18 protein-coding genes, 1 tRNA gene and 1 pseudogene are annotated in these 16,509 nt (G+C 64.0%); 14 read left to right on the forward strand and 6 right to left on the reverse strand.

Annotation, left to right across the window (positions count from 1 at the left end):
* Genes X760_RS62370 through X760_RS62405 form a run of 8 tightly spaced genes read left to right on the forward strand, consistent with a single transcriptional unit; the run spans position 1 to position 7,053 of the window.
* A complete protein-coding gene (locus tag X760_RS62370; protein WP_023720760.1) occupies positions 1 to 1,242 on the forward strand; it encodes a bifunctional cobalt-precorrin-7 (C(5))-methyltransferase/cobalt-precorrin-6B (C(15))-methyltransferase in 1,242 nt (413 codons plus the stop codon).
* Entirely contained in the window at positions 1,239 to 1,619 is a 381-nt protein-coding gene (locus X760_RS62375) for a cobalamin biosynthesis protein (protein WP_023720761.1), read from the forward strand. The genes X760_RS62370 and X760_RS62375 overlap by 4 nt, the downstream gene beginning before the upstream one ends.
* The gene (gene cobM, locus X760_RS62380; protein WP_023720762.1) at positions 1,616 to 2,380 is read left to right on the forward strand and encodes a precorrin-4 C(11)-methyltransferase; all 765 of its coding nucleotides are present in this window, start codon (positions 1,616 to 1,618) and stop codon (positions 2,378 to 2,380) included. Before X760_RS62375 ends, cobM begins: the two co-directional genes overlap by 4 nt.
* Entirely contained in the window at positions 2,377 to 3,183 is an 807-nt protein-coding gene (gene cobA, locus X760_RS62385) for a uroporphyrinogen-III C-methyltransferase (protein ID WP_023720763.1), read from the forward strand. The genes cobM and cobA overlap by 4 nt, the downstream gene beginning before the upstream one ends.
* On the forward strand, positions 3,180 to 4,493 hold the full coding sequence (locus X760_RS62390) for a cobyrinate a,c-diamide synthase (protein ID WP_023720764.1): 1,314 nt from the start codon (positions 3,180 to 3,182) through the stop codon (positions 4,491 to 4,493). Before cobA ends, X760_RS62390 begins: the two co-directional genes overlap by 4 nt.
* Entirely contained in the window at positions 4,490 to 5,251 is a 762-nt protein-coding gene (gene cobS / locus X760_RS62395) for an adenosylcobinamide-GDP ribazoletransferase (protein ID WP_023720765.1), read from the forward strand. Before X760_RS62390 ends, cobS begins: the two co-directional genes overlap by 4 nt.
* Positions 5,252 to 5,275: 24 nt before the next feature.
* Entirely contained in the window at positions 5,276 to 6,286 is a 1,011-nt protein-coding gene (gene cobT, locus X760_RS62400; RefSeq protein ID WP_023720766.1) for a nicotinate-nucleotide--dimethylbenzimidazole phosphoribosyltransferase, read from the forward strand.
* A 26-nt stretch (positions 6,287 to 6,312) separates the two neighbouring features.
* On the forward strand, positions 6,313 to 7,053 hold the full coding sequence (locus X760_RS62405; protein ID WP_023720767.1) for a hypothetical protein: 741 nt from the start codon (positions 6,313 to 6,315) through the stop codon (positions 7,051 to 7,053).
* Positions 7,054 to 7,131: 78 nt separating this feature from the next.
* On the opposite strand, the gene X760_RS62410 is transcribed toward X760_RS62405, so the two are convergent.
* Together X760_RS62410 and X760_RS62415 are read right to left on the reverse strand one after the other, a co-directional pair.
* Positions 7,132 to 7,207 (reverse strand) — tRNA-Lys (locus X760_RS62410).
* Positions 7,208 to 7,552: 345 nt separating this feature from the next.
* Positions 7,553 to 8,473, reverse strand: a complete 921-nt coding sequence (locus X760_RS62415) for a PhzF family phenazine biosynthesis protein (protein ID WP_023720768.1) — start codon at positions 8,471 to 8,473, stop codon at positions 7,553 to 7,555.
* Between the two features lie 111 nt (positions 8,474 to 8,584).
* Here X760_RS62415 and X760_RS62420 point away from each other — a divergent pair.
* The 4 genes and pseudogenes from X760_RS62420 to X760_RS62435 all read left to right on the forward strand — a co-directional run bounded on the left by X760_RS62420 (position 8,585) and on the right by X760_RS62435 (position 12,166).
* Positions 8,585 to 9,878: pseudogene (locus tag X760_RS62420) on the forward strand (efflux RND transporter periplasmic adaptor subunit).
* A 4-nt stretch (positions 9,879 to 9,882) separates the two neighbouring features.
* Entirely contained in the window at positions 9,883 to 10,590 is a 708-nt protein-coding gene (locus X760_RS62425) for an ABC transporter ATP-binding protein (protein WP_023720769.1), read from the forward strand.
* Between the two features lie 2 nt (positions 10,591 to 10,592).
* Positions 10,593 to 11,810, forward strand: coding sequence for an ABC transporter permease (locus tag X760_RS62430; RefSeq protein ID WP_023720770.1), 1,218 nt, complete (start codon positions 10,593 to 10,595; stop codon positions 11,808 to 11,810).
* Between the two features lie 113 nt (positions 11,811 to 11,923).
* Positions 11,924 to 12,166 (forward strand): hypothetical protein, encoded by a 243-nt coding sequence (locus X760_RS62435; protein ID WP_023720771.1) that lies wholly within the window; start codon positions 11,924 to 11,926, stop codon positions 12,164 to 12,166.
* On the opposite strand, the gene X760_RS62440 is transcribed toward X760_RS62435, so the two are convergent.
* Both X760_RS62440 and X760_RS62445 read right to left on the reverse strand, forming a co-directional pair.
* The gene (locus X760_RS62440; protein ID WP_023720772.1) at positions 12,163 to 12,891 is read right to left on the reverse strand and encodes a hypothetical protein; all 729 of its coding nucleotides are present in this window, start codon (positions 12,889 to 12,891) and stop codon (positions 12,163 to 12,165) included. The two genes, X760_RS62435 and X760_RS62440, sit on opposite strands and share 4 nt — an antisense overlap.
* Before the next feature lie 7 nt (positions 12,892 to 12,898).
* Positions 12,899 to 14,011 carry an endonuclease/exonuclease/phosphatase family protein gene (locus X760_RS62445; RefSeq protein ID WP_023720773.1) on the reverse strand — a complete coding sequence of 371 codons (1,113 nt, stop codon included), beginning with the start codon at positions 14,009 to 14,011 and terminating at the stop codon, positions 12,899 to 12,901.
* A 187-nt stretch (positions 14,012 to 14,198) separates the two neighbouring features.
* Between X760_RS62445 and X760_RS62450 the strand changes: the two genes are divergently transcribed.
* Positions 14,199 to 14,786 (forward strand): BA14K family protein, encoded by a 588-nt coding sequence (locus tag X760_RS62450; RefSeq protein ID WP_023720774.1) that lies wholly within the window; start codon positions 14,199 to 14,201, stop codon positions 14,784 to 14,786.
* Between the two features lie 175 nt (positions 14,787 to 14,961).
* Positions 14,962 to 15,246 (forward strand): hypothetical protein, encoded by a 285-nt coding sequence (locus tag X760_RS62455; protein WP_023720775.1) that lies wholly within the window; start codon positions 14,962 to 14,964, stop codon positions 15,244 to 15,246.
* Between the two features lie 11 nt (positions 15,247 to 15,257).
* Here the strand turns inward: X760_RS62455 and X760_RS62460 are convergent, their stop codons facing one another.
* Entirely contained in the window at positions 15,258 to 15,881 is a 624-nt protein-coding gene (locus X760_RS62460; RefSeq protein ID WP_023720776.1) for a hypothetical protein, read from the reverse strand.
* Complete coding sequence (locus X760_RS62465) at positions 15,874 to 16,395, reverse strand: hypothetical protein (RefSeq protein WP_023720777.1); 522 nt, start codon at positions 16,393 to 16,395, stop codon at positions 15,874 to 15,876. The genes X760_RS62460 and X760_RS62465 overlap by 8 nt, the downstream gene beginning before the upstream one ends.
* Between the last annotated feature and the right edge of the window lie 114 nt (positions 16,396 to 16,509).

Genomic DNA, 16,509 nt, shown 5'->3' on the forward strand with positions numbered 1-16,509 from the left:
ATGCCTGCTGAAGGTCCGCGCGCCGCCGTGCTCACTCCAAAATGGCTCACGATCATCGGCATCGGCGAGGACGGTGTAGCGGGTCTCGGCGACGAGGCCAAGCAGTTGATCGCGGGTGCCGAATTCGTTTTCGGCGGCAAGCGCCACCTGGCCCTCGTCGCATCGCTCGCCAAAGGTGAAGCGCGCGCCTGGCCGACGCCTTTCGATGCCGAAATGCGCGACGTGCAGGCGCTCTCCGGCAGACGCGTCTGCGTGCTGGCCTCCGGCGATCCCTTCTACCACGGTGTCGGCGTCACCCTCGCCCGCAAGGTCGCGGCGGAGGATATGCGGGTGATCCCCGCGCCCTCGGCCTTCTCGCTGGCCGCCTCACGCTTGGGCTGGGCGCTACAGGACGTCGAGACCATTTCGCTGCATGGCCGCCCGCTCGACCTGATCCGGCCGTTGCTGCATCCTTGCACCCGCATTCTGGCGCTGACCTCGGATAGCGATGCACCGGAAGCGATTGCCCGTCTCATGACCGAACTCGGCTTCGGCGCCTCGCGGTTGACGGTTCTGGAGGCGCTGGGTGGGCAGAACGAAAGGCTGCGCTCGGCGAACGCCGGCGCTTTCGACCTCGAAAAGATCAACCCACTCAACGTGCTCGCAATCGAAGTTGATTCGACCCCGCAAGCACGCGTCCTGCCGCTGACATCGGGCCTTGCCGATCATTTGTTCGAGCACGACGGCCAGATCACCAAGCGCGAAGTGCGCACCGTCACCCTGTCCGCTCTCGCGCCAAGGCGCGGCGAACTGCTGTGGGACATTGGCGCCGGCTCCGGCTCCATCGGCGTCGAATGGATGCTCGCGCATCCCTCCATGCGCGCCATCGCCGTCGAAGCCGATCCGGCCCGCGCCGCGCGCATCCGACACAACGCCGCGGCCTGCGGCGTTCCCGGTCTCGCCGTCGTTGAAGGTTCGGCACCGCAAGCTCTTGCCGGACTGGAAACGCCGGCGGCGATCTTCATCGGCGGCGGCGGCAGCGATGCCGGCGTGCTGGAAAGAGCCATCGATGCCTTACCCGCCGGCGGCCGCCTCGTCGCCAACGCGGTGACGCTGGAGATGGAGGCACTGCTGCTTTCCCGTCACGCTGCGCTCGGCGGCGAGCTCACCCGCATCGCCATATCCCGTGCTTCGCCGGTCGGTTCGATGCAGGCTTGGCGGCCGGCTATGCCGGTCACCCAATGGAGCTGGGTGAAGCCATGATGGTCGCGGGCATCGGCAGCCGCAAAGGCGTCAGCGCACGCGACGTGCTTGCTGCGGTAGAAACCGCGCTGGAGGCGCACGGGCTTGCCCTGCCCGCGCTTTCGGCGCTCGCGACCGCGTCTCTCAAGCAGGATGAAGCGGCAATCTTCGCCGCCGGACGCGAACTCCGCCTTCCGGTGATCGTTGTCGAGCAGGACGAACTCAAAGCTGCATCTACAACCAGCCACTCCAACCTATCACAGGAGCACGCCGGCACGCCGTCGGTTTCCGAAGCCTCCGCGCTTGCCGCCGCCGGCAAAGGCGCAAAACTGCTCGGACCACGCACCGTGCTCGGTGCTGTCACCTGCGCCATCGCCATCAGCGGAGATGCGGTATGACCGTCCATTTCATCGGCGCCGGCCCGGGTGCCGCCGATCTGATCACCTTGCGCGGGAGCCGTCTGCTCGGCAGTTGTCCCGTCTGCCTCTATGCCGGATCGATCGTCGCGCCGGAGCTGTTGCAGCACTGCGCGCCCGGAACGATGTTGATCGACACCGCGCCGATGTCACTCGACGAGATCGAGGCCGAATATCTGGCAGCCCACGCGGCCGGCCATGATGTCACCCGCCTCCATTCAGGCGACCTTTCCGTGTGGAGCGCCGTTGCCGAGCAGATCCGCCGGCTGGAAAAGCACGGCATCCCTTACACGCTGACGCCGGGCGTGCCGTCTTTTGCCGCCGCGGCCGCCGCGCTGCGCCGCGAGCTGACCATTCCGGAAGTCGCGCAAAGCCTGGTGCTGACCCGCATCTCCGGCCGCGCCTCGAAAATGCCGCCCGGAGAAACACTGGCCGGCTTCGGCCGCACCGGCGCCACGCTCGCCATCCACCTCGCCATCCACGCTGTCGACCGCGTCGTCGCCGAGCTGACGCCCTACTACGGCGCCGACTGCCCAGTCGCGGTCGTCTTCCGCGCCTCCTGGCCGGACGAGCGGGTGTTGACCGGCACGCTGGCGACCATTGGGGCGCAGCTAGGCGCGGATCCTATGGAACGCACGGCGATCATCTTCGTCGGCCGCTCGCTGGCGGCGGAAGATTTTAGTGAAAGTTCACTTTACGACGCCCACTACCAGCGGCGTTTTCGCGGACGAGACGGATCGTGAGCGGCAGCAATAGAAACACTACTGTCGAGCAGGCGCTCACCCGGCTGAACTTCAAGCCGCGCCAGCTGGAGCCCGGACATGTCTGGCTGGCCGGCGCCGGCCCTGGCGATCCCGGCTGCCTGACGCTGGAAGTGCTGGCCGCCCTCGGACAGTGCGACGCGCTGGTTTATGACGCGCTGGTCTCGCCCGAAGTCGTCGCCGTCGCCGAGGGCGCGGAACTGTTCTATGCCGGCAAGCGCGGTGGCAAACCATCGATGAAGCAGGACGACATCACCGCTCTGCTGGTCCGGCTGGCGCGCGAGGGCCGGCGCGTCGTCAGGCTGAAGGGCGGCGACCCCTATATTTTCGGGCGTGGCGGCGAAGAGGCGCTGGCGCTGGCCGGGGAAACCATCCCGTTCCACATCCTGCCTGGCCTGACGTCCGGCCTCAGCGCGCTGGCCGCCACCGGCATTCCCGGCACCATGCGCGGCATCAACAAGGCGCTGATCCTGGCGACCGGTCACGCCGCCGGCACCGATGACGATCTCGACTGGGCGGCCATCGCCCGTACCGGCCAGCCGGTGGTCATCTATATGGGCATGGCCAATCTGCCGCTGATCGCCGCCTCGCTGCTTGAGGGCGCGCTGGCGCCTTCGACGCCCGCCGCGGTAATTGTCGCTGCGACGACACCGCAGGAACGGATCGTCGTCGCCACGCTCGCCACCATTGCGGAAGAGGCAGCGGCCGCCGGTCTGACCTCGCCGGCGCTGATCGTCGTTGGCGGCATCGTCGCGATGCGCGCGGCATTGGCGGGTGAGTCATGACCCGCGCCATCATCATCGGCGCGCCGCGCTCGGGCTCGGGCAAAACCAGCGTCACCATCGGCATTCTGCGCGCGCTCGCCCGGCGCGGCCTGAAGGTGCGCGGCGCCAAATCCGGCCCGGACTATATCGATCCCGGCTTCCACGCCGCAGCCACCGGCCTGTCCGGCGTCAATCTCGACAGTTGGGCAATGCCGCCTGCCCTGCTCAACGCGCTGGCTGGTGAAGCGAACGAGGATGCCGAATTTATCTTTCTCGAAAGCGCCATGGGCCTGTTCGACGGGATTCCGGCTGCTCCAGGACGGTCCGGCTCGGCTGCCGACCTTGCCCGGCTCTACGGCCTGCCGGTGCTGCTGGTGCTCGACGTTTCCGGCCAGTCGACCACGGCAGCGGCCGTCGCCAAGGGTTTTGCCACCTACGATCCGGATGTGCGCATGGCGGGGGTCGTGCTCAACCGGCTCGGCAGCGAGCGCCACGGCCGGCTATGCGGCGATGCCATCGAGGCACTCGGGCTGCCTGTCGTCGGCGCTATCTTGCGCGATCCCTCGCTCAACCTGCCCGAACGCCATCTCGGCCTCGTCCAGGCCGGCGAATATGAGAATCTGATGGCGCACCTCGACCGGCTGGCCGACATGGTCGAGCGCTCGCTCGACCTCGACGCCATCATGGCGCTGGCGGCGCCATTCACGCCCGCGCCGGGCAATTTCGGCGACGCGCTGCCGCCCCCCGGCCAGCGCATTGCACTTGCCGAGGACGCCGCCTTCAGCTTCCTCTATCCGCATGTCGCCATGCATTGGCGCAAGGCCGGCGCCGAGATTATTCCCTTCTCGCCACTCGCCGACGAAGCACCAGGCGACAATTGCGATGTCTGTTGGCTGCCCGGCGGCTATCCCGAGCTTCACGCCGGTCGCCTCGCCGCCGCGGCGAATTTCAGAGCCGGCATGGCGCGGTTCGCCGCTACGCGGCCGGTGCATGGTGAGTGCGGCGGCTTCATGGTGCTCGGCGAGGCGCTCGAGGACGCGTCGGGCGAGACGCATCGAATGCTTGGCCTGCTCGGTCATTCGACCAGCTTCGCCAAGCGCAAGATGAATCTCGGCTACCGCGAGGCGCGGCTGCGTTCCGGGTGCCCGCTCGGCAGCCACGGCACGCTGATCCGCGGCCACGAATTCCATTATGCGCAGATGATCGCGACCGGCAATGACGAGCCGCTGGCCGACCTCGCCGATGGGCAAGGCAATCCGCTCGGCGCCTCCGGCTACCGGCGCGGCCATGTCAGCGGCACCTTCTTCCATGCCATTGCGAGGGGTGGATGAAGGCCTCGCAACGGCAGATTTTCGAGGACATCGCGCTTTGCCTCGTCTTCTTCACCCGGCTGCCGCTGCCGAGAACCGACTTCCGCGTCCGTAGCCTTGCTGCCGCGATCTGGGCGGCGCCCGTGGCCGGCCTCGCCGTCGCTCTGGCCGGTGCGCTGGTCTACGCCATCGGGACAAGGCTCGGCCTGGCCGGAGGGTCTGCCGCCGCATTGACCCTTGCCGCGATCTTGCTCGCCACCGGCTGTCTGCATGAGGACGGGCTTTCGGATGTCGCCGACGGTTTTGGCGGCGGCAAGACACGCGACAGAAAGCTGGAGATCATGCGCGACAGCCGCATCGGTGCCTACGGCGCTTGTGCACTTGCTGTCTCGCTGCTGATCCGCTGGACCTTGCTCGCCGAACTCGCCGGCCCGGTCTACGTGTTCTGGGCCCTCATAGCCGCGCATGCCGCTTCGCGCGGCCTGCTCGGCGCGTTCATGCACCTGTTGCCGCCAGCGCGCGCAGACGGCCTCTCGGCCAATGCGGGGACGGTCTCGGCCGAGACCGCTGGTATCGGGGCCGTGCTCGGCGCCATCCCACTGCTGGCGCTTGGGTTCGGCGCTGCCGTTTTCGCGATCATCCTGCTCGGTCTGTTATTCGCCGCCTTCCGCGCGCTTTGCCTCAATCAGATCGGCGGCCAGACCGGCGACACCGTCGGCGCCCTTCAGCAGCTCGGCGAGATCGCAATCCTGCTCGTCGCTTCCGTTTCCCTGTCCTGACTCTGTTTCGGAGATTTTGCCCCCATGCCTTTCAAATCGCTCGATGAACTGCGCGCCGCCTGCCTCGACCTGCCCAATGGCAGCGACGCCGCGGCCAATGCCGTCGCCCACCGCCAGGACACCCTGACCAAGCCGCAAGGCAGCCTCGGCCGGCTGGAGGCGATAGCCGCCTGGCTGGCGCGCTGGCAGGGCCGCGACATGCCAAAACTCGACCGCGTCAAGGTCTTCGTCTTCGCCGGCAATCACGGCGTCACCGCACAGGGCGTGTCGGCCTTCCCCTCGGAAGTCACCGTGCAGATGGTGGCGAATTTCGCCGGCGGCGGCGCCGCCATCAACCAGCTTGCCCGCATTGCCGGTGCCGAACTCGACGTCATCCCGCTCGACCTCGACCGTCCGACCGGCGATTTCACCCAAGGACCCGCAATGAATGACGAGGCCTTCCTCGCCGCTGTCTCCGCGGGCTACGACGCGGTCAGCAAGGATCTCGACCTCGTCTGCTTCGGTGAAATGGGCATCGGCAACACCACCCCGGCGGCGGCCATCTCAACCGCGCTGTTCGGCGGCGGCGCGGAAAGATGGACCGGGCGCGGCACCGGCGTCGATGATGCCGGCCTTGTGCGCAAGATCGTCGCCATCGAGGCCGGCCTCAAGCGCCACGCCGAGGCTCTCACTGATCCCCTGCAGATCGCAGCCACGCTTGGCGGGCGCGAACTCGCCGCCATCTTCGGCGCAACGCTCGCCGCTCGCCGTCTTGGTGTGCCGGTGCTGCTCGACGGCTTCGTCTGCACCGCCGCCGCCGCACCCCTGGCGAAACTGCACCCGGCAGGCCTCGCCCACACACTCGCTGCCCACGTCTCCGCCGAATCCGGCCATCGCCGCCTGCTCGAAGCGCTCGGCCTGCCGCCGCTGCTTGATCTCGGCATGCGGCTCGGCGAAGGCTCCGGCGCCTGCCTCGCCGTCAACATTGTTCGTTCAGCGCTCGAATGCCACGCCCGCATGGCAAGCTTTGCTGAGGCTGGTGTTTCGGAGACGTAAACGCTCGCAAAGTTTGGGCTGCGTCGATGAACGAACCCTCGCAACATTTCGGAAACCCCAAACAGGGGCTTCGCGATATTCTTGCTCGGATTATCGAAGATTTCGACAGCAAGAGCGGAGCTTTTGCTGGGTTGAAATACAATTCGCCGTGGATACTGGCCACGGCGGATTGGGCAGAGCGATCCGGCCATACGGTCGAAGAACTGTGCGAGATGATTTCTCAATGGCGAATTTCAATTTTTTCCGGCGAGCAGACAAATCCGAAAATCGTTCAGATTTTCGAAGATCTTCGCAGCGCTGCGGAGGAGTGGAGAACCGAGACGGACTATGTCGATCCGCCTACTCCCTATAACCCTGAAGAGGCAAAATTCCCTAATCGCAAGGAGCTGAAAGCCCATACCCTTAAGGCTTGGAGTTCTTTGGGGCTATCGACGCAATGGCATCAATACGATGCCCGAGACCTTAGTTTTAGCGGAATCTTCGAAGACAAATTTGGTCATGATATTAGATTCTCGATGACTTTCAAGCTAGCATACGGTGGCCCCGTAAGATTGTTCTTCCAATTTCCTTACTATTCGGAAGGCGATCCGAGACATCTAGACCTCTTTATGCTTTCAGGCTGGTTTGTCTGTCAGGACCTCCGTTTGCCCGAAGCACCCGACCTTAAATGGACCGTCGGTAAAAGCAGGACAAACTTCGATGCCGTCGACGGCGTCTTGGCCATAGTGCGGGCGATCCTCAGCTGTCTGCGGCCAACTATCCAATAGCGGTTGCATAAATGCGGCCACCCGACAGCGGCGAAACATCCCGCTTTCTAGGTCTTTCCACCAATTTTCTGAAAAATTTGGTGGGTGCGCACAGGATTGAACTGTGGACCCGCTGATTAAGAGTCAGCTGCTCTACCAACTGAGCTACGCACCCACTCGGCCGGCAAAACCGGCGTTGGCGGGCATATAGCCGCCGACATCCGCCATGTCCAGCCCTGCCGGATTCATTTCCCGACAAATCGCACCGGGGGTCTCGTCATCCCTGGGCGGAGCGAACGCGAAGCGGAGCGCAGACCCTGGGACCCGTGCCGTGACAGTCGTCGAAGAACGCAGCGACGCGGATTAGCATCCGTCCGCAAATGAGCAGAAAGACGGCGGCTAGTTGAAGTCCAGCTTGCACCGTCGGCGCGTTGCCGTCCGGTCACGGCATGGATCCCAGAGTCTTCGCGAGTCGCTTCGCTCCTGCTCCGCCCTAGGATGACGAAGCGTAAGGGTAGGATCAGACAAACAGCTTGCCTTCCGCCACCTTGACCGCATGGCCGCCGATGCGGGCGGCTGCCAGTTTGCCGCCTTCGACATTCAGTTCGAGGCGAATGCGCGACGGCCGGCCCATCTCCAGCCCTTGCTCGATCCACAGCTGCGACGCACCATCCGTCGGCCGGTCGAAATGCATGATCGCGCCGGCGAAGGCGGCGGCCGCCGAGCCGGTCGCCGGGTCTTCGTAGGAAGGGTTGCCGGGTACGACCATGCGGACATGGAAGGCGCTGTCGTGGTGCACCGTCTCGCGGCAATACACATAGGGGCTGGCGAAGGCCCATTCGCTCTTGCGCGGCGCCAGTTCCGTCCACGCCTGGTTGTCCAGCCTGATCCGGGCAGCCGCCTCTAGATTGGCGACGGGGATGGTCACGTAAGGCACTCCAGCCGACCAAAATGAAACGCGGTGGTTCTCGAAGCCGATCTCGTGCGGCCCAAGGCCAAGGGCCGCACCGATCGCCTCGGGATCGGCCGACAATTCCAGCTGCGCCGGCAGTTTCGCCAAGTCGAACTCGGCAAAGGTCGAACTATCGTGCTTGCTGACAGCGCAGCGCACCGGGCCGATATTCTCCTCGAGCACAAAGATGCCAGCGCCATTCTCGGCCCTTTCGGCCCCTGCCAATTCGGCCAGCGCTATCGCCGAGCCGACGGTTGGATGGCCGGCAAACGGCATTTCATAGTCGGGCGTGAAGATACGGATACGAGCCCGGTGTTTGGGATTATCGGGCGGCAGCACGAAGACGGTTTCGGACAGGTTGAACTCGCGCGCCATGGCCTGCATCGCCGCAAGGTCCAGCCCGTCACAGTCCAGCACGACGGCCAGCGGATTGCCGGCCAGCCGGGTAGTGGTGAATACGTCGTAAAGCAAGTAATTCCGCGGCTGCATTTCAGTAAGTCCTCTGCCTCATTCCCAACATGAGCGAAATTTAATTTGAATTTTGAACCATAAAGCCTGATTTGTGCACTGATGGGATATCACTGAACATAGGGGTCCGGCGTGGACCAGATTGTCAATCTGCCAAAGACGGAATCCGCTTCCGTCATCGAGACGGCGCTCGGGCTTGACCACCAGGGCCTGAAGACAAAACGCCGTCGCGGTTGGCTTTACGCGCTGCTTGCGCTGCTCGCCGTCGCCGCGGCGGTTGTCGGCTACCAGTGGTATTCCGGCTCGCCCGCCAAGATCGAATATACCACGACACTGGCCGCCATGGCCGATCTTACCGTCGCGGTTTCGGCTACCGGCACGCTGCAGCCCCTCACCCAGGTCGATATTTCCAGCGAACTCTCCGGCGTCGTCCGCTCGGTCTCGGTCAACGAGAACCAGCTGGTGAAGAAAGGCGATGTGCTGGCCGCTCTCGACACTGCCAAGCTGGAGGTACAGATCGAGCGCGCCCAGGCTTCCGCAAAGGCAGCAGCGGCGAGCGTCGAGGACGCCACCGTAACCCTCGCCGAAAACGAAATGGGTCTGGTGCGCGCGGTACAACTGACCAAGCGCGGCATGGCGACGGACCAGTCGCTTGAAGCGGCGACCGCCACGCGCGACCGCTCGAAGGCGGCGCTCGACATCGCCAGAGCCAACCTCGCCATGGCCAATGCCGATCTCAAGGCGCAGCAGACGGATCTTGCCAAGAGCACCATCTACGCTCCGATCGACGGCATCATATTGACGCACTCGGTCGATCCCGGCCAGACGGTCGCCTCCTCGCTGCAGGCGCCGGTGCTGTTCGTCATCGCCGCGGATTTGAAGAACATGGAACTGAAAGCCGCAGTCGACGAGGCCGATATCGGCGCCGTCAGGCCCGGCCAGCATGCGCGCTTCACCGTCGATGCCTTCCCTGAGCGGCCGTTCGACGCCGAAATCCGCGACATTTCCTATGCTTCGGTCACCACCGACGGGGTCGTCACCTACGATGCAAGGCTGGATGTCGATAACAGCGAGCTTCTGTTGCGGCCCGGCATGACCGCCACCGTCTCGGTCGTCACCAAGCAGGCCAAGAACGTGCTCACCGTGCCATCCATCGCCTTCCGCTACCGGCCGGCGCAGACGGCGGAGCGCGGCTGGAGCCTCACCGACCCTGTTTACCGGCCGCATGGGACGCCCCGGCGGCAACCGCCAGCGCCAGGTGGCGACGAAGCCCACCGACGGCTCGCGCACGCTCTACGTGCTGGAGAACGGCCTGCCGCATCCGGTCAACGTCAGGGTCGGCTCGACCGACGGCGAACTGACCGAGATCGTCTCCGGCCTTGAGGAAGGCGCACAAGTCATTACCGCCTCGCAGCAGCGGAGCTGAGACTGTGGCGTCGGGCGCGGCCCTCATCAGCTTCGACAAGGTCTGGAAAAGCTATGGCCAGGGCGAGGCCCGGGTGAACGCGCTGGCCGGCGTCGACCTCGCCATCAGAAGCGGCGAATTCGTCGCCATCATGGGGCCGTCTGGCTCAGGCAAATCGACGGCGATGAACATCATAGGCTGCCTCGACACGCCGACGGCCGGGACTTACAGCTTCGAAGGCATCGACGCCGGCCGTCTCGACCGCAACCGCCGCGCCGTGCTGCGCAACCTCTATGTCGGCTTCGTCTTCCAGGGCTACAACCTCTTGCCGCGCACCACGGCCGCCGAGAATGTCGAACTGCCGCTGATCTATCGCGGCGTCGGTGCCCGCGAGCGCCGCGGCCTGGCCATGCAGGCACTTGCCGAGGTCGGCCTTATCGGCCGCGAGCATCATACGCCGGCCGAGCTGTCCGGCGGCCAGCAGCAGCGCGTGGCGATCGCGCGCGCCATCGTCACCAGGCCGACGCTGCTCGTCGCCGACGAACCGACCGGCAATCTCGACACCGCCCGCACGCACGAGATCATGGAGCTCCTGACGCAGTTGAATACCGAGCTCGGTCTGACCATCGCGATGGTCACGCACGAAGCCGATGTTGCCGGCTATGCGCAGCGCACGATCCGTTTCCTCGATGGCCATGTCGCCTCGGACACAGCCAATCTCGAGATGGCCTAGCCATGATCTGGGAAACCGTTCGCCTCTCGCTCCGCTCCATCCGCCGCAACGTGCTGCGCTCGTTCCTGACGTTGCTCGGCATCGTCATCGGCGTCGCCGCCGTTATCGCCATGCTGACCATCGGCTCGGGCACCACTGAGAAGGTCAAGTCCGACATTTCCAAGCTCGGCAGCAACCTGCTCGTCATTCGTTCCGGCCGGCCGGCCGGACCCGGCGGCCCGGGAGGGCTCGACCAGGTGGTCCGGCCTCTTGCCGACAAGGACTTCGCCGCGCTTGTCGCGCACCTGGACGGCGCGCGCGCCATCTCGCCGGCGTCGCAAAAGCAGGTGCGCGTCATTTTCGGCACCGAAAGCCTGACCTCGGGCGTCACCGGCACCGACAGCGCCTATCTCGATGCCCGCGACTGGAAGCTGGTCTCGGGCCGCCCCTTCAGCGATTCGGAAACCCGCTCCGGCACCGGCGTCTGCCTCGTCGGCGAGACGGTGCGCCAGCAGTTCTTCGGCGCCGGCGATCCCGAAGGCGAGATCATCCGCGTCAACCGCACCTCCTGCAAGATCATCGGCCTGCTCGAACCGAAGGGCTATACCGGCTTCGGCCAGGACCAGGACAATGTCGTGCTGATGCCGCTTGCCGCCTATCAGCGTCGCATTGCCGGTAATCGCGACATCGACTCGATCTATGTCGCCGCCGACGACCGTACGCTGACCACGGTGCTGCAGCAGCGCGTCGAGGACATCTTGCGCGACACACGCCGCATCACGCCCGACCGTGACGATGATTTCTCGATCCGCGACATGACCCAGATCGCCGATGCCATGGCCAGCGCGACCACCACCATGACTGGCATGCTCGGCGCCGTCGCCGGCGTCAGCCTGCTCGTCGGCGGCATCGGCATCATGAACATCATGCTGGTGTCGGTAACCGAGCGCACGCGCGAGATCGGCATCAGGCTCGCCATCGGCGCCCACGAAAAGCATATCCTCATCCAGTTCCTGGTCGAGGCAACCGTGCTGTCGCTGCTTGGCGGCATCATCGGCATCCTGATCGGCCTGGCGCTTGCCGGTCTTGCCTCGCTGACGCTGACGATCCCGTTTGCTCCAAGCCCGGCGGTCATCCTGCTTGCGGTCGGCTTCTCCGCGCTGATCGGAATGGTGTTCGGCTTCTTCCCGGCGCTGCGCGGCGCACGGCTCAACCCCATCGACGCGCTGAGATATGAGTAGGCGTTGCAGCAAGTGTCGCCTCCAGACGCTGCCGATTTTTTATGCAACCTGCCCTTGTCGCAGCACATTCGGCAATGATAACAATGCTGTTGGGGACTAAGGGGGAACAATGGATGAGCAAGAAAGCGCGACTGGCTCTGGCGATTGTGATCGTCGAAGCCGCCTTGGCAGGGCTTTGGTGGAATTTGATCCTTTATGGGATGGAGAATCCCGATCGCGTCACCGCTGACTTCCAGCAGGTAATTGGGCAGACGATGGGAACGGCGATGGGGGCGCTCCTGGGTCTCGGCGTGCTGTTGTATTTTGTCGCCGCCCGCAACGACCGCAAGGCTATTGAAGGCAGGCTACGACGTTAGAGTCGGAAGCCTTGCTCGCTCGCAAAGTGCCATTCGATCAGCGGTCTCATATGCGGCATCAGCCCGTCCGGCAGATCGGCGGCATTGCGGATGATGACGGGGCCTTCGATTTCAGGCTCTGACTCGGCGGCGACGAAAGCGCTGATCCGCTGTGCCAGGTCGTCGGCGGAGGCCGTCTCGCGGTAGCGGCGAAAGATCACCGTGCCGCTTGCCGTCGACAGGGCGTAATGGTGCCTGCCGCGTGCCGCGCCTGATAGGTCGAGGCCGGTCTCTTCCCGCACCTCGCGGATCATGTTGAAGTCGACGTCGACAAGGCCGTCGTGGAAATCGGTTGGCTCGAACGAACCGGCGGCGAAGTAGACGCGCCCGGCATTGACCGTATGCGGCGCCATGCGGATCGCCACCAACGCGTTGTCGCCGGCGACCAGCATGGCGTGCGCGTAGGCATGTTCGGCGCCAGGCACCTGCCTATTGCTGCGCCAAAGCATGAAGGTCGAATAACGCACCGCATGGCAGCGGCCGACGAGGCGATTGTCGCGATAGCTGAGAGCGGAAAGCAGCACCACGGTGCCGTCAAAAAGCGCCGGCTTGGCTGCGGTCTCACGCCGCCAGTTTGCGGCGATCGCCTCGGCATTATCGCGCTCGAACGGATGTGGGCCGGGATCGAGCCTGACGTCGATGGCATCGACCGGCAGGATGACGTTGCGCGGCAGGTCGAAACTCACGCGTGTCTCACGCCATGTCGAGGGCAATTGCTACCGGGCAATGGTCGGATGCCTTAGGCCGGTCCCACCCGGCGCGTGGAAAGCGCTCGACCTCCTGGCCCGCCGGAAATATGGTCCGCCAGGGCTGGCCGTTGCGGATGATATCGGGAACGGCGGTGGCGTTCTGCCTGGCTAGCGCCCTCGACAAAAGGATGTAGTCGAGCTGGCAGAGATGCCGCTCTTCCGGTCCGCGCGTGTGATAGAAAGTCCAGCGATCCATTTCCGGCCGCCGCTCGACCGCGTTTTCGCAAAAACCGCCGGCAGTGAGCACGTCGATGCAGGACCGGGTCTCGTCGATGACCTCGAAGCGATAGCCGTCGACGGCATCGCCGGTAATCTTCACGCGCTGCCGGTAGTCGTTCATGTCGCCGCAGATTGCCCAGCGTTTGTCGGCGGCATGGTCCTTGCCGAAGCGCTCCTCAATGATCCGCCGCACCGCTTGCGCCTCGGCGATGCGCAGCGGCATTGTTGCTTCACGGCCGTCGAGGCCGTTGCGGGGAGAGCCCATCGACTTGAAATGCACGAGATAGAGTGTCAACGGCGCGCCAGCCACCGTCAGATCGATTTCCAGGCAGTCGCGCCGGAAGATGCGTTCATTGGCCTGATGTCCAAGCGCAGCCAATTCCGCCGTGTGCAGCCCGAATTGCTCGAACGTGACATAGGCGTAGCTGGTCATACGCACGAATTCGATCGGCTGGCCCTGCGCGGTCTCGTTGCGCATCATCACGGCGACGTCAATGCCGCGCGAATCATTGCCGGCGGTGGTGTATTTCTGCCGGTAGCCTTGCCCCACCATCTTGAACAGATAGCCATATTCGAAGGCCCTCAGCGCCTCGATATTGTCGACCTCCTGCATGCAGATGATGTCGGCGCGGGTGGCCGCGATCGCCAGTGCCGTCAACTGCCGCGTGTCGTCAGACTGCGCGATCGCCCGCGCCTGCTCGAGCATCTTGTATTCGGCCTCGCTCTGGATGTCGAAAAGCGCCAGCGTGCGATCTTCGTTGAGCTGATTGCGGTATCCGGAATAATCAAACCTGTTCATCAGGTTTTCGACGTTGAATGTGGCAAGGCGCAGCGACATGGCTTTGACCTTTGCCCGCAAGCGCGCTCGAAAACAAGGGCGTAGAACCCAGGCGGCCCCGATTGACCGCGCGCTCGTCATGGTTGATGGAACCTTTTTTGTTCATCCTCCGTTCAGATGGAAAGTTCCATGAATGGGCTCTTCCCTGGGTATTCTGGGCGTGGGGCCTGAATCTTAGGAGAGTGCGATGAAACCGCTCTTTTTATCTTCCGTCAGATCCGGGCTGATGGCCCTCGGTCTGATAGCCGGCCTCTCGGCCCCCTCGCTTGCCGGGCCGATGCCCAAACCCCTGCTGCCGGTGGCGGGCAATGCCGCCGACATCGTGCAAATTCGTGAAGATTGGGCAGGCGGCAACGACAGGCAGATCTGGCGTTGGCGCCATCGCGGCTTTCGGCAATGGCACGGCGACAATGATTGGAGATGGCGGTCCAACAATTTCCGCGGCCGTCATTTTTCGAGACACTGGGACAATGGCGGCTGGGACGACAGCTGGCGTAGGCGCCATCATCGCCGCCATTACCGTGGCGGCTACTATGATGATGGTGGTGCGGGCGCCGCGATTCTTGGCTTGGGCCTGGGGCTCGGCCTTGGCAGCCTGTACAACAACTACAACTACTACGACGCGCCGCCACCGCGGCGCTATTACCGGACACAGCGGCTGTCCAGCGCGCATGTCCAATGGTGTTACAATCGCTACCGGTCGTACCGCGCCTGGGACAACACGTTCCAGCCCTACAACGGCCGGCGCCAGCAATGCTATTCGCCCTATAGCTGAGCAGGCCGACAACAAGCATCATTCGGCGCCGTGCTTCGCGGCGCCTTTTTCTTTCAGCCAGGAATCGCGAAAATCGTCCAGCCTCCACCAGCGATAACGCTATTTTTATCAGCCAGGTCTAATAATCCTCCCGATCAGAACGCCCGAGACGCGAAAGATCGCTGGATTGCGTACGATGGCCGAGGACGAACAGAGGGACAAACGCCGGCAGCGCGTCTTGAAGGGTGCGGCGATCCTGACCGGCATGACCAACTCCGAGGTCACATGCACGCTGCGCAACATGCATGCCGGCCGTGCCGAATTGAAGGTCTCGATCGACGCGCGCGTGCCCGATGAGTTCCTGCTCTACGTTCCAACCGACGGCATTGCCTACAAGGCGGAGGTCCGCTGGCGCCGCGAGGACCGAATTGGGGTGATGTTCACCGGCACCGAACCAAAGCCCAGCTGGCACTACGGTTGAGGTTCCCGGCCCTATCCGGGTGGCAGGACTTGCAGTGTCTGCTCGTCAAACAGCGGCTCCTCCTGGCCAACGCGAATGAACAGAAGCTTTCGCAGCTCGGGTGATTGTACCTCGAAATAATGAATGCCGTCCGGGGCTTCGCCCCATTCGCCGCATGGCGGTTCGCCGACCTCGTCAGGGTCTGCAACGGCTTTCAATTCACTGAGATAAACGGCATTGGGACTGAAGACATACCGCAGGGTGCCCGTGGGCGTGACCCCTTCGGTGTAAGGCATGAGCACGCAACGTGTGCTGACAGCCTTCTCGGTCTTCTGCGAGTATATTCGCTGCAACGCGGCGCCAGCGGCCTCGCCCGGCAGCATATCGAAGACTTCGACGACGGGATCGGCCGGCCCGCCATCGCTGTATTTGATGGCAAGAGCATTGCCGCCAAGCTCGAAATGGATCTGGCGGAATCCGAAATCGCAGCGCTGTACCCAGGCAGCCAGCCCGACATCTCTGTCCGCCAGCCGTTCCCAGGTGCATTTGTCGACAGGCGGACGCGACGGCTTGCTTTGGTCGGCACGCGCCCCGATGGCCATGGCCAGAAGGACCGGCAGGGCGCAGATGCAGGCCGGCAGTCTCTTGCTATTCATCGCTGCAACCCGTCAAGGTAAAGGCATCCCAGGCTGAACCATCGGGGTTGGCTTTGGCGAAATCGGGCCATTCGGTAAAAATCGCGCCAAAGTCAGGCAGCAGCAACCCTGTTGGTGCCGGCGAGGCATCGAGGGAGCTCAACTGCTCGGCACCGCCTGCGTTGAACGCATAGACCTGCCCATCCCACACTCTGCACAGCCCGGTGCCGTCCTCGAGACCCGCCTCACGATCGTCGTCGTTGCAGGTGTGCCGAATCGTCCCCACAGGAAACGAGTACTTGCCATTGGTCCAGGTGATGTCCGATGGCAGACGAATGGGGGTATTGGGCACGATCAGCGAAAAGACCTCTGTCGTCAGCGCGGCCGGTTCGCGGTCGATGGGCCGGAACTGTATCGTCGCTCCCGAACGCGGCTCGCGATAGGTCGCGTGGCTGAGCGAACATTCTGTCGCGTTCGCTGCTTGCAACAGGCTCAGCATGCTCAGAAAAATAGCTGCTGCTTTGCGGATGATCATTTGAGTCCCTGGAGCAGCAGCATTGTGAAGTTTAAGCATCGATGCTTTAGCATGACCCGAGGCCCGGTCGAAAGAAAGAAATCGATGATGCGAAATCTCTTGATGCTCATTTCG

It is taken from the genome of Mesorhizobium sp. LSHC420B00, from assembly GCF_000503055.1.
Lineage (GTDB): Bacteria > Pseudomonadota > Alphaproteobacteria > Rhizobiales > Rhizobiaceae > Mesorhizobium.

Coding starts and splice junctions, on each gene's coding strand:
- cobS (WP_023720765.1), top strand. CDS start 4,490: ATGAAGGCCTCGCAACGGCAGATTTTCGAGGACATCGCGCTTTGCCTC.
- X760_RS62455 (WP_023720775.1), top strand. CDS start 14,962: ATGGCCGAGGACGAACAGAGGGACAAACGCCGGCAGCGCGTCTTGAAG.
- X760_RS62450 (WP_023720774.1), top strand. CDS start 14,199: ATGAAACCGCTCTTTTTATCTTCCGTCAGATCCGGGCTGATGGCCCTC.
- X760_RS62445 (WP_023720773.1), bottom strand. CDS start 14,011: ATGTCGCTGCGCCTTGCCACATTCAACGTCGAAAACCTGATGAACAGG.
- X760_RS62405 (WP_023720767.1), top strand. CDS start 6,313: ATGAACGAACCCTCGCAACATTTCGGAAACCCCAAACAGGGGCTTCGC.
- cobM (WP_023720762.1), top strand. CDS start 1,616: ATGACCGTCCATTTCATCGGCGCCGGCCCGGGTGCCGCCGATCTGATC.
- X760_RS62415 (WP_023720768.1), bottom strand. CDS start 8,473: ATGCAGCCGCGGAATTACTTGCTTTACGACGTATTCACCACTACCCGG.
- cobT (WP_023720766.1), top strand. CDS start 5,276: ATGCCTTTCAAATCGCTCGATGAACTGCGCGCCGCCTGCCTCGACCTG.
- X760_RS62375 (WP_023720761.1), top strand. CDS start 1,239: ATGATGGTCGCGGGCATCGGCAGCCGCAAAGGCGTCAGCGCACGCGAC.
- X760_RS62390 (WP_023720764.1), top strand. CDS start 3,180: ATGACCCGCGCCATCATCATCGGCGCGCCGCGCTCGGGCTCGGGCAAA.
- X760_RS62435 (WP_023720771.1), top strand. CDS start 11,924: ATGAGCAAGAAAGCGCGACTGGCTCTGGCGATTGTGATCGTCGAAGCC.
- X760_RS62430 (WP_023720770.1), top strand. CDS start 10,593: ATGATCTGGGAAACCGTTCGCCTCTCGCTCCGCTCCATCCGCCGCAAC.
- X760_RS62370 (WP_023720760.1), top strand. CDS start 1: ATGCCTGCTGAAGGTCCGCGCGCCGCCGTGCTCACTCCAAAATGGCTC.
- X760_RS62465 (WP_023720777.1), bottom strand. CDS start 16,395: ATGATCATCCGCAAAGCAGCAGCTATTTTTCTGAGCATGCTGAGCCTG.
- X760_RS62460 (WP_023720776.1), bottom strand. CDS start 15,881: ATGAATAGCAAGAGACTGCCGGCCTGCATCTGCGCCCTGCCGGTCCTT.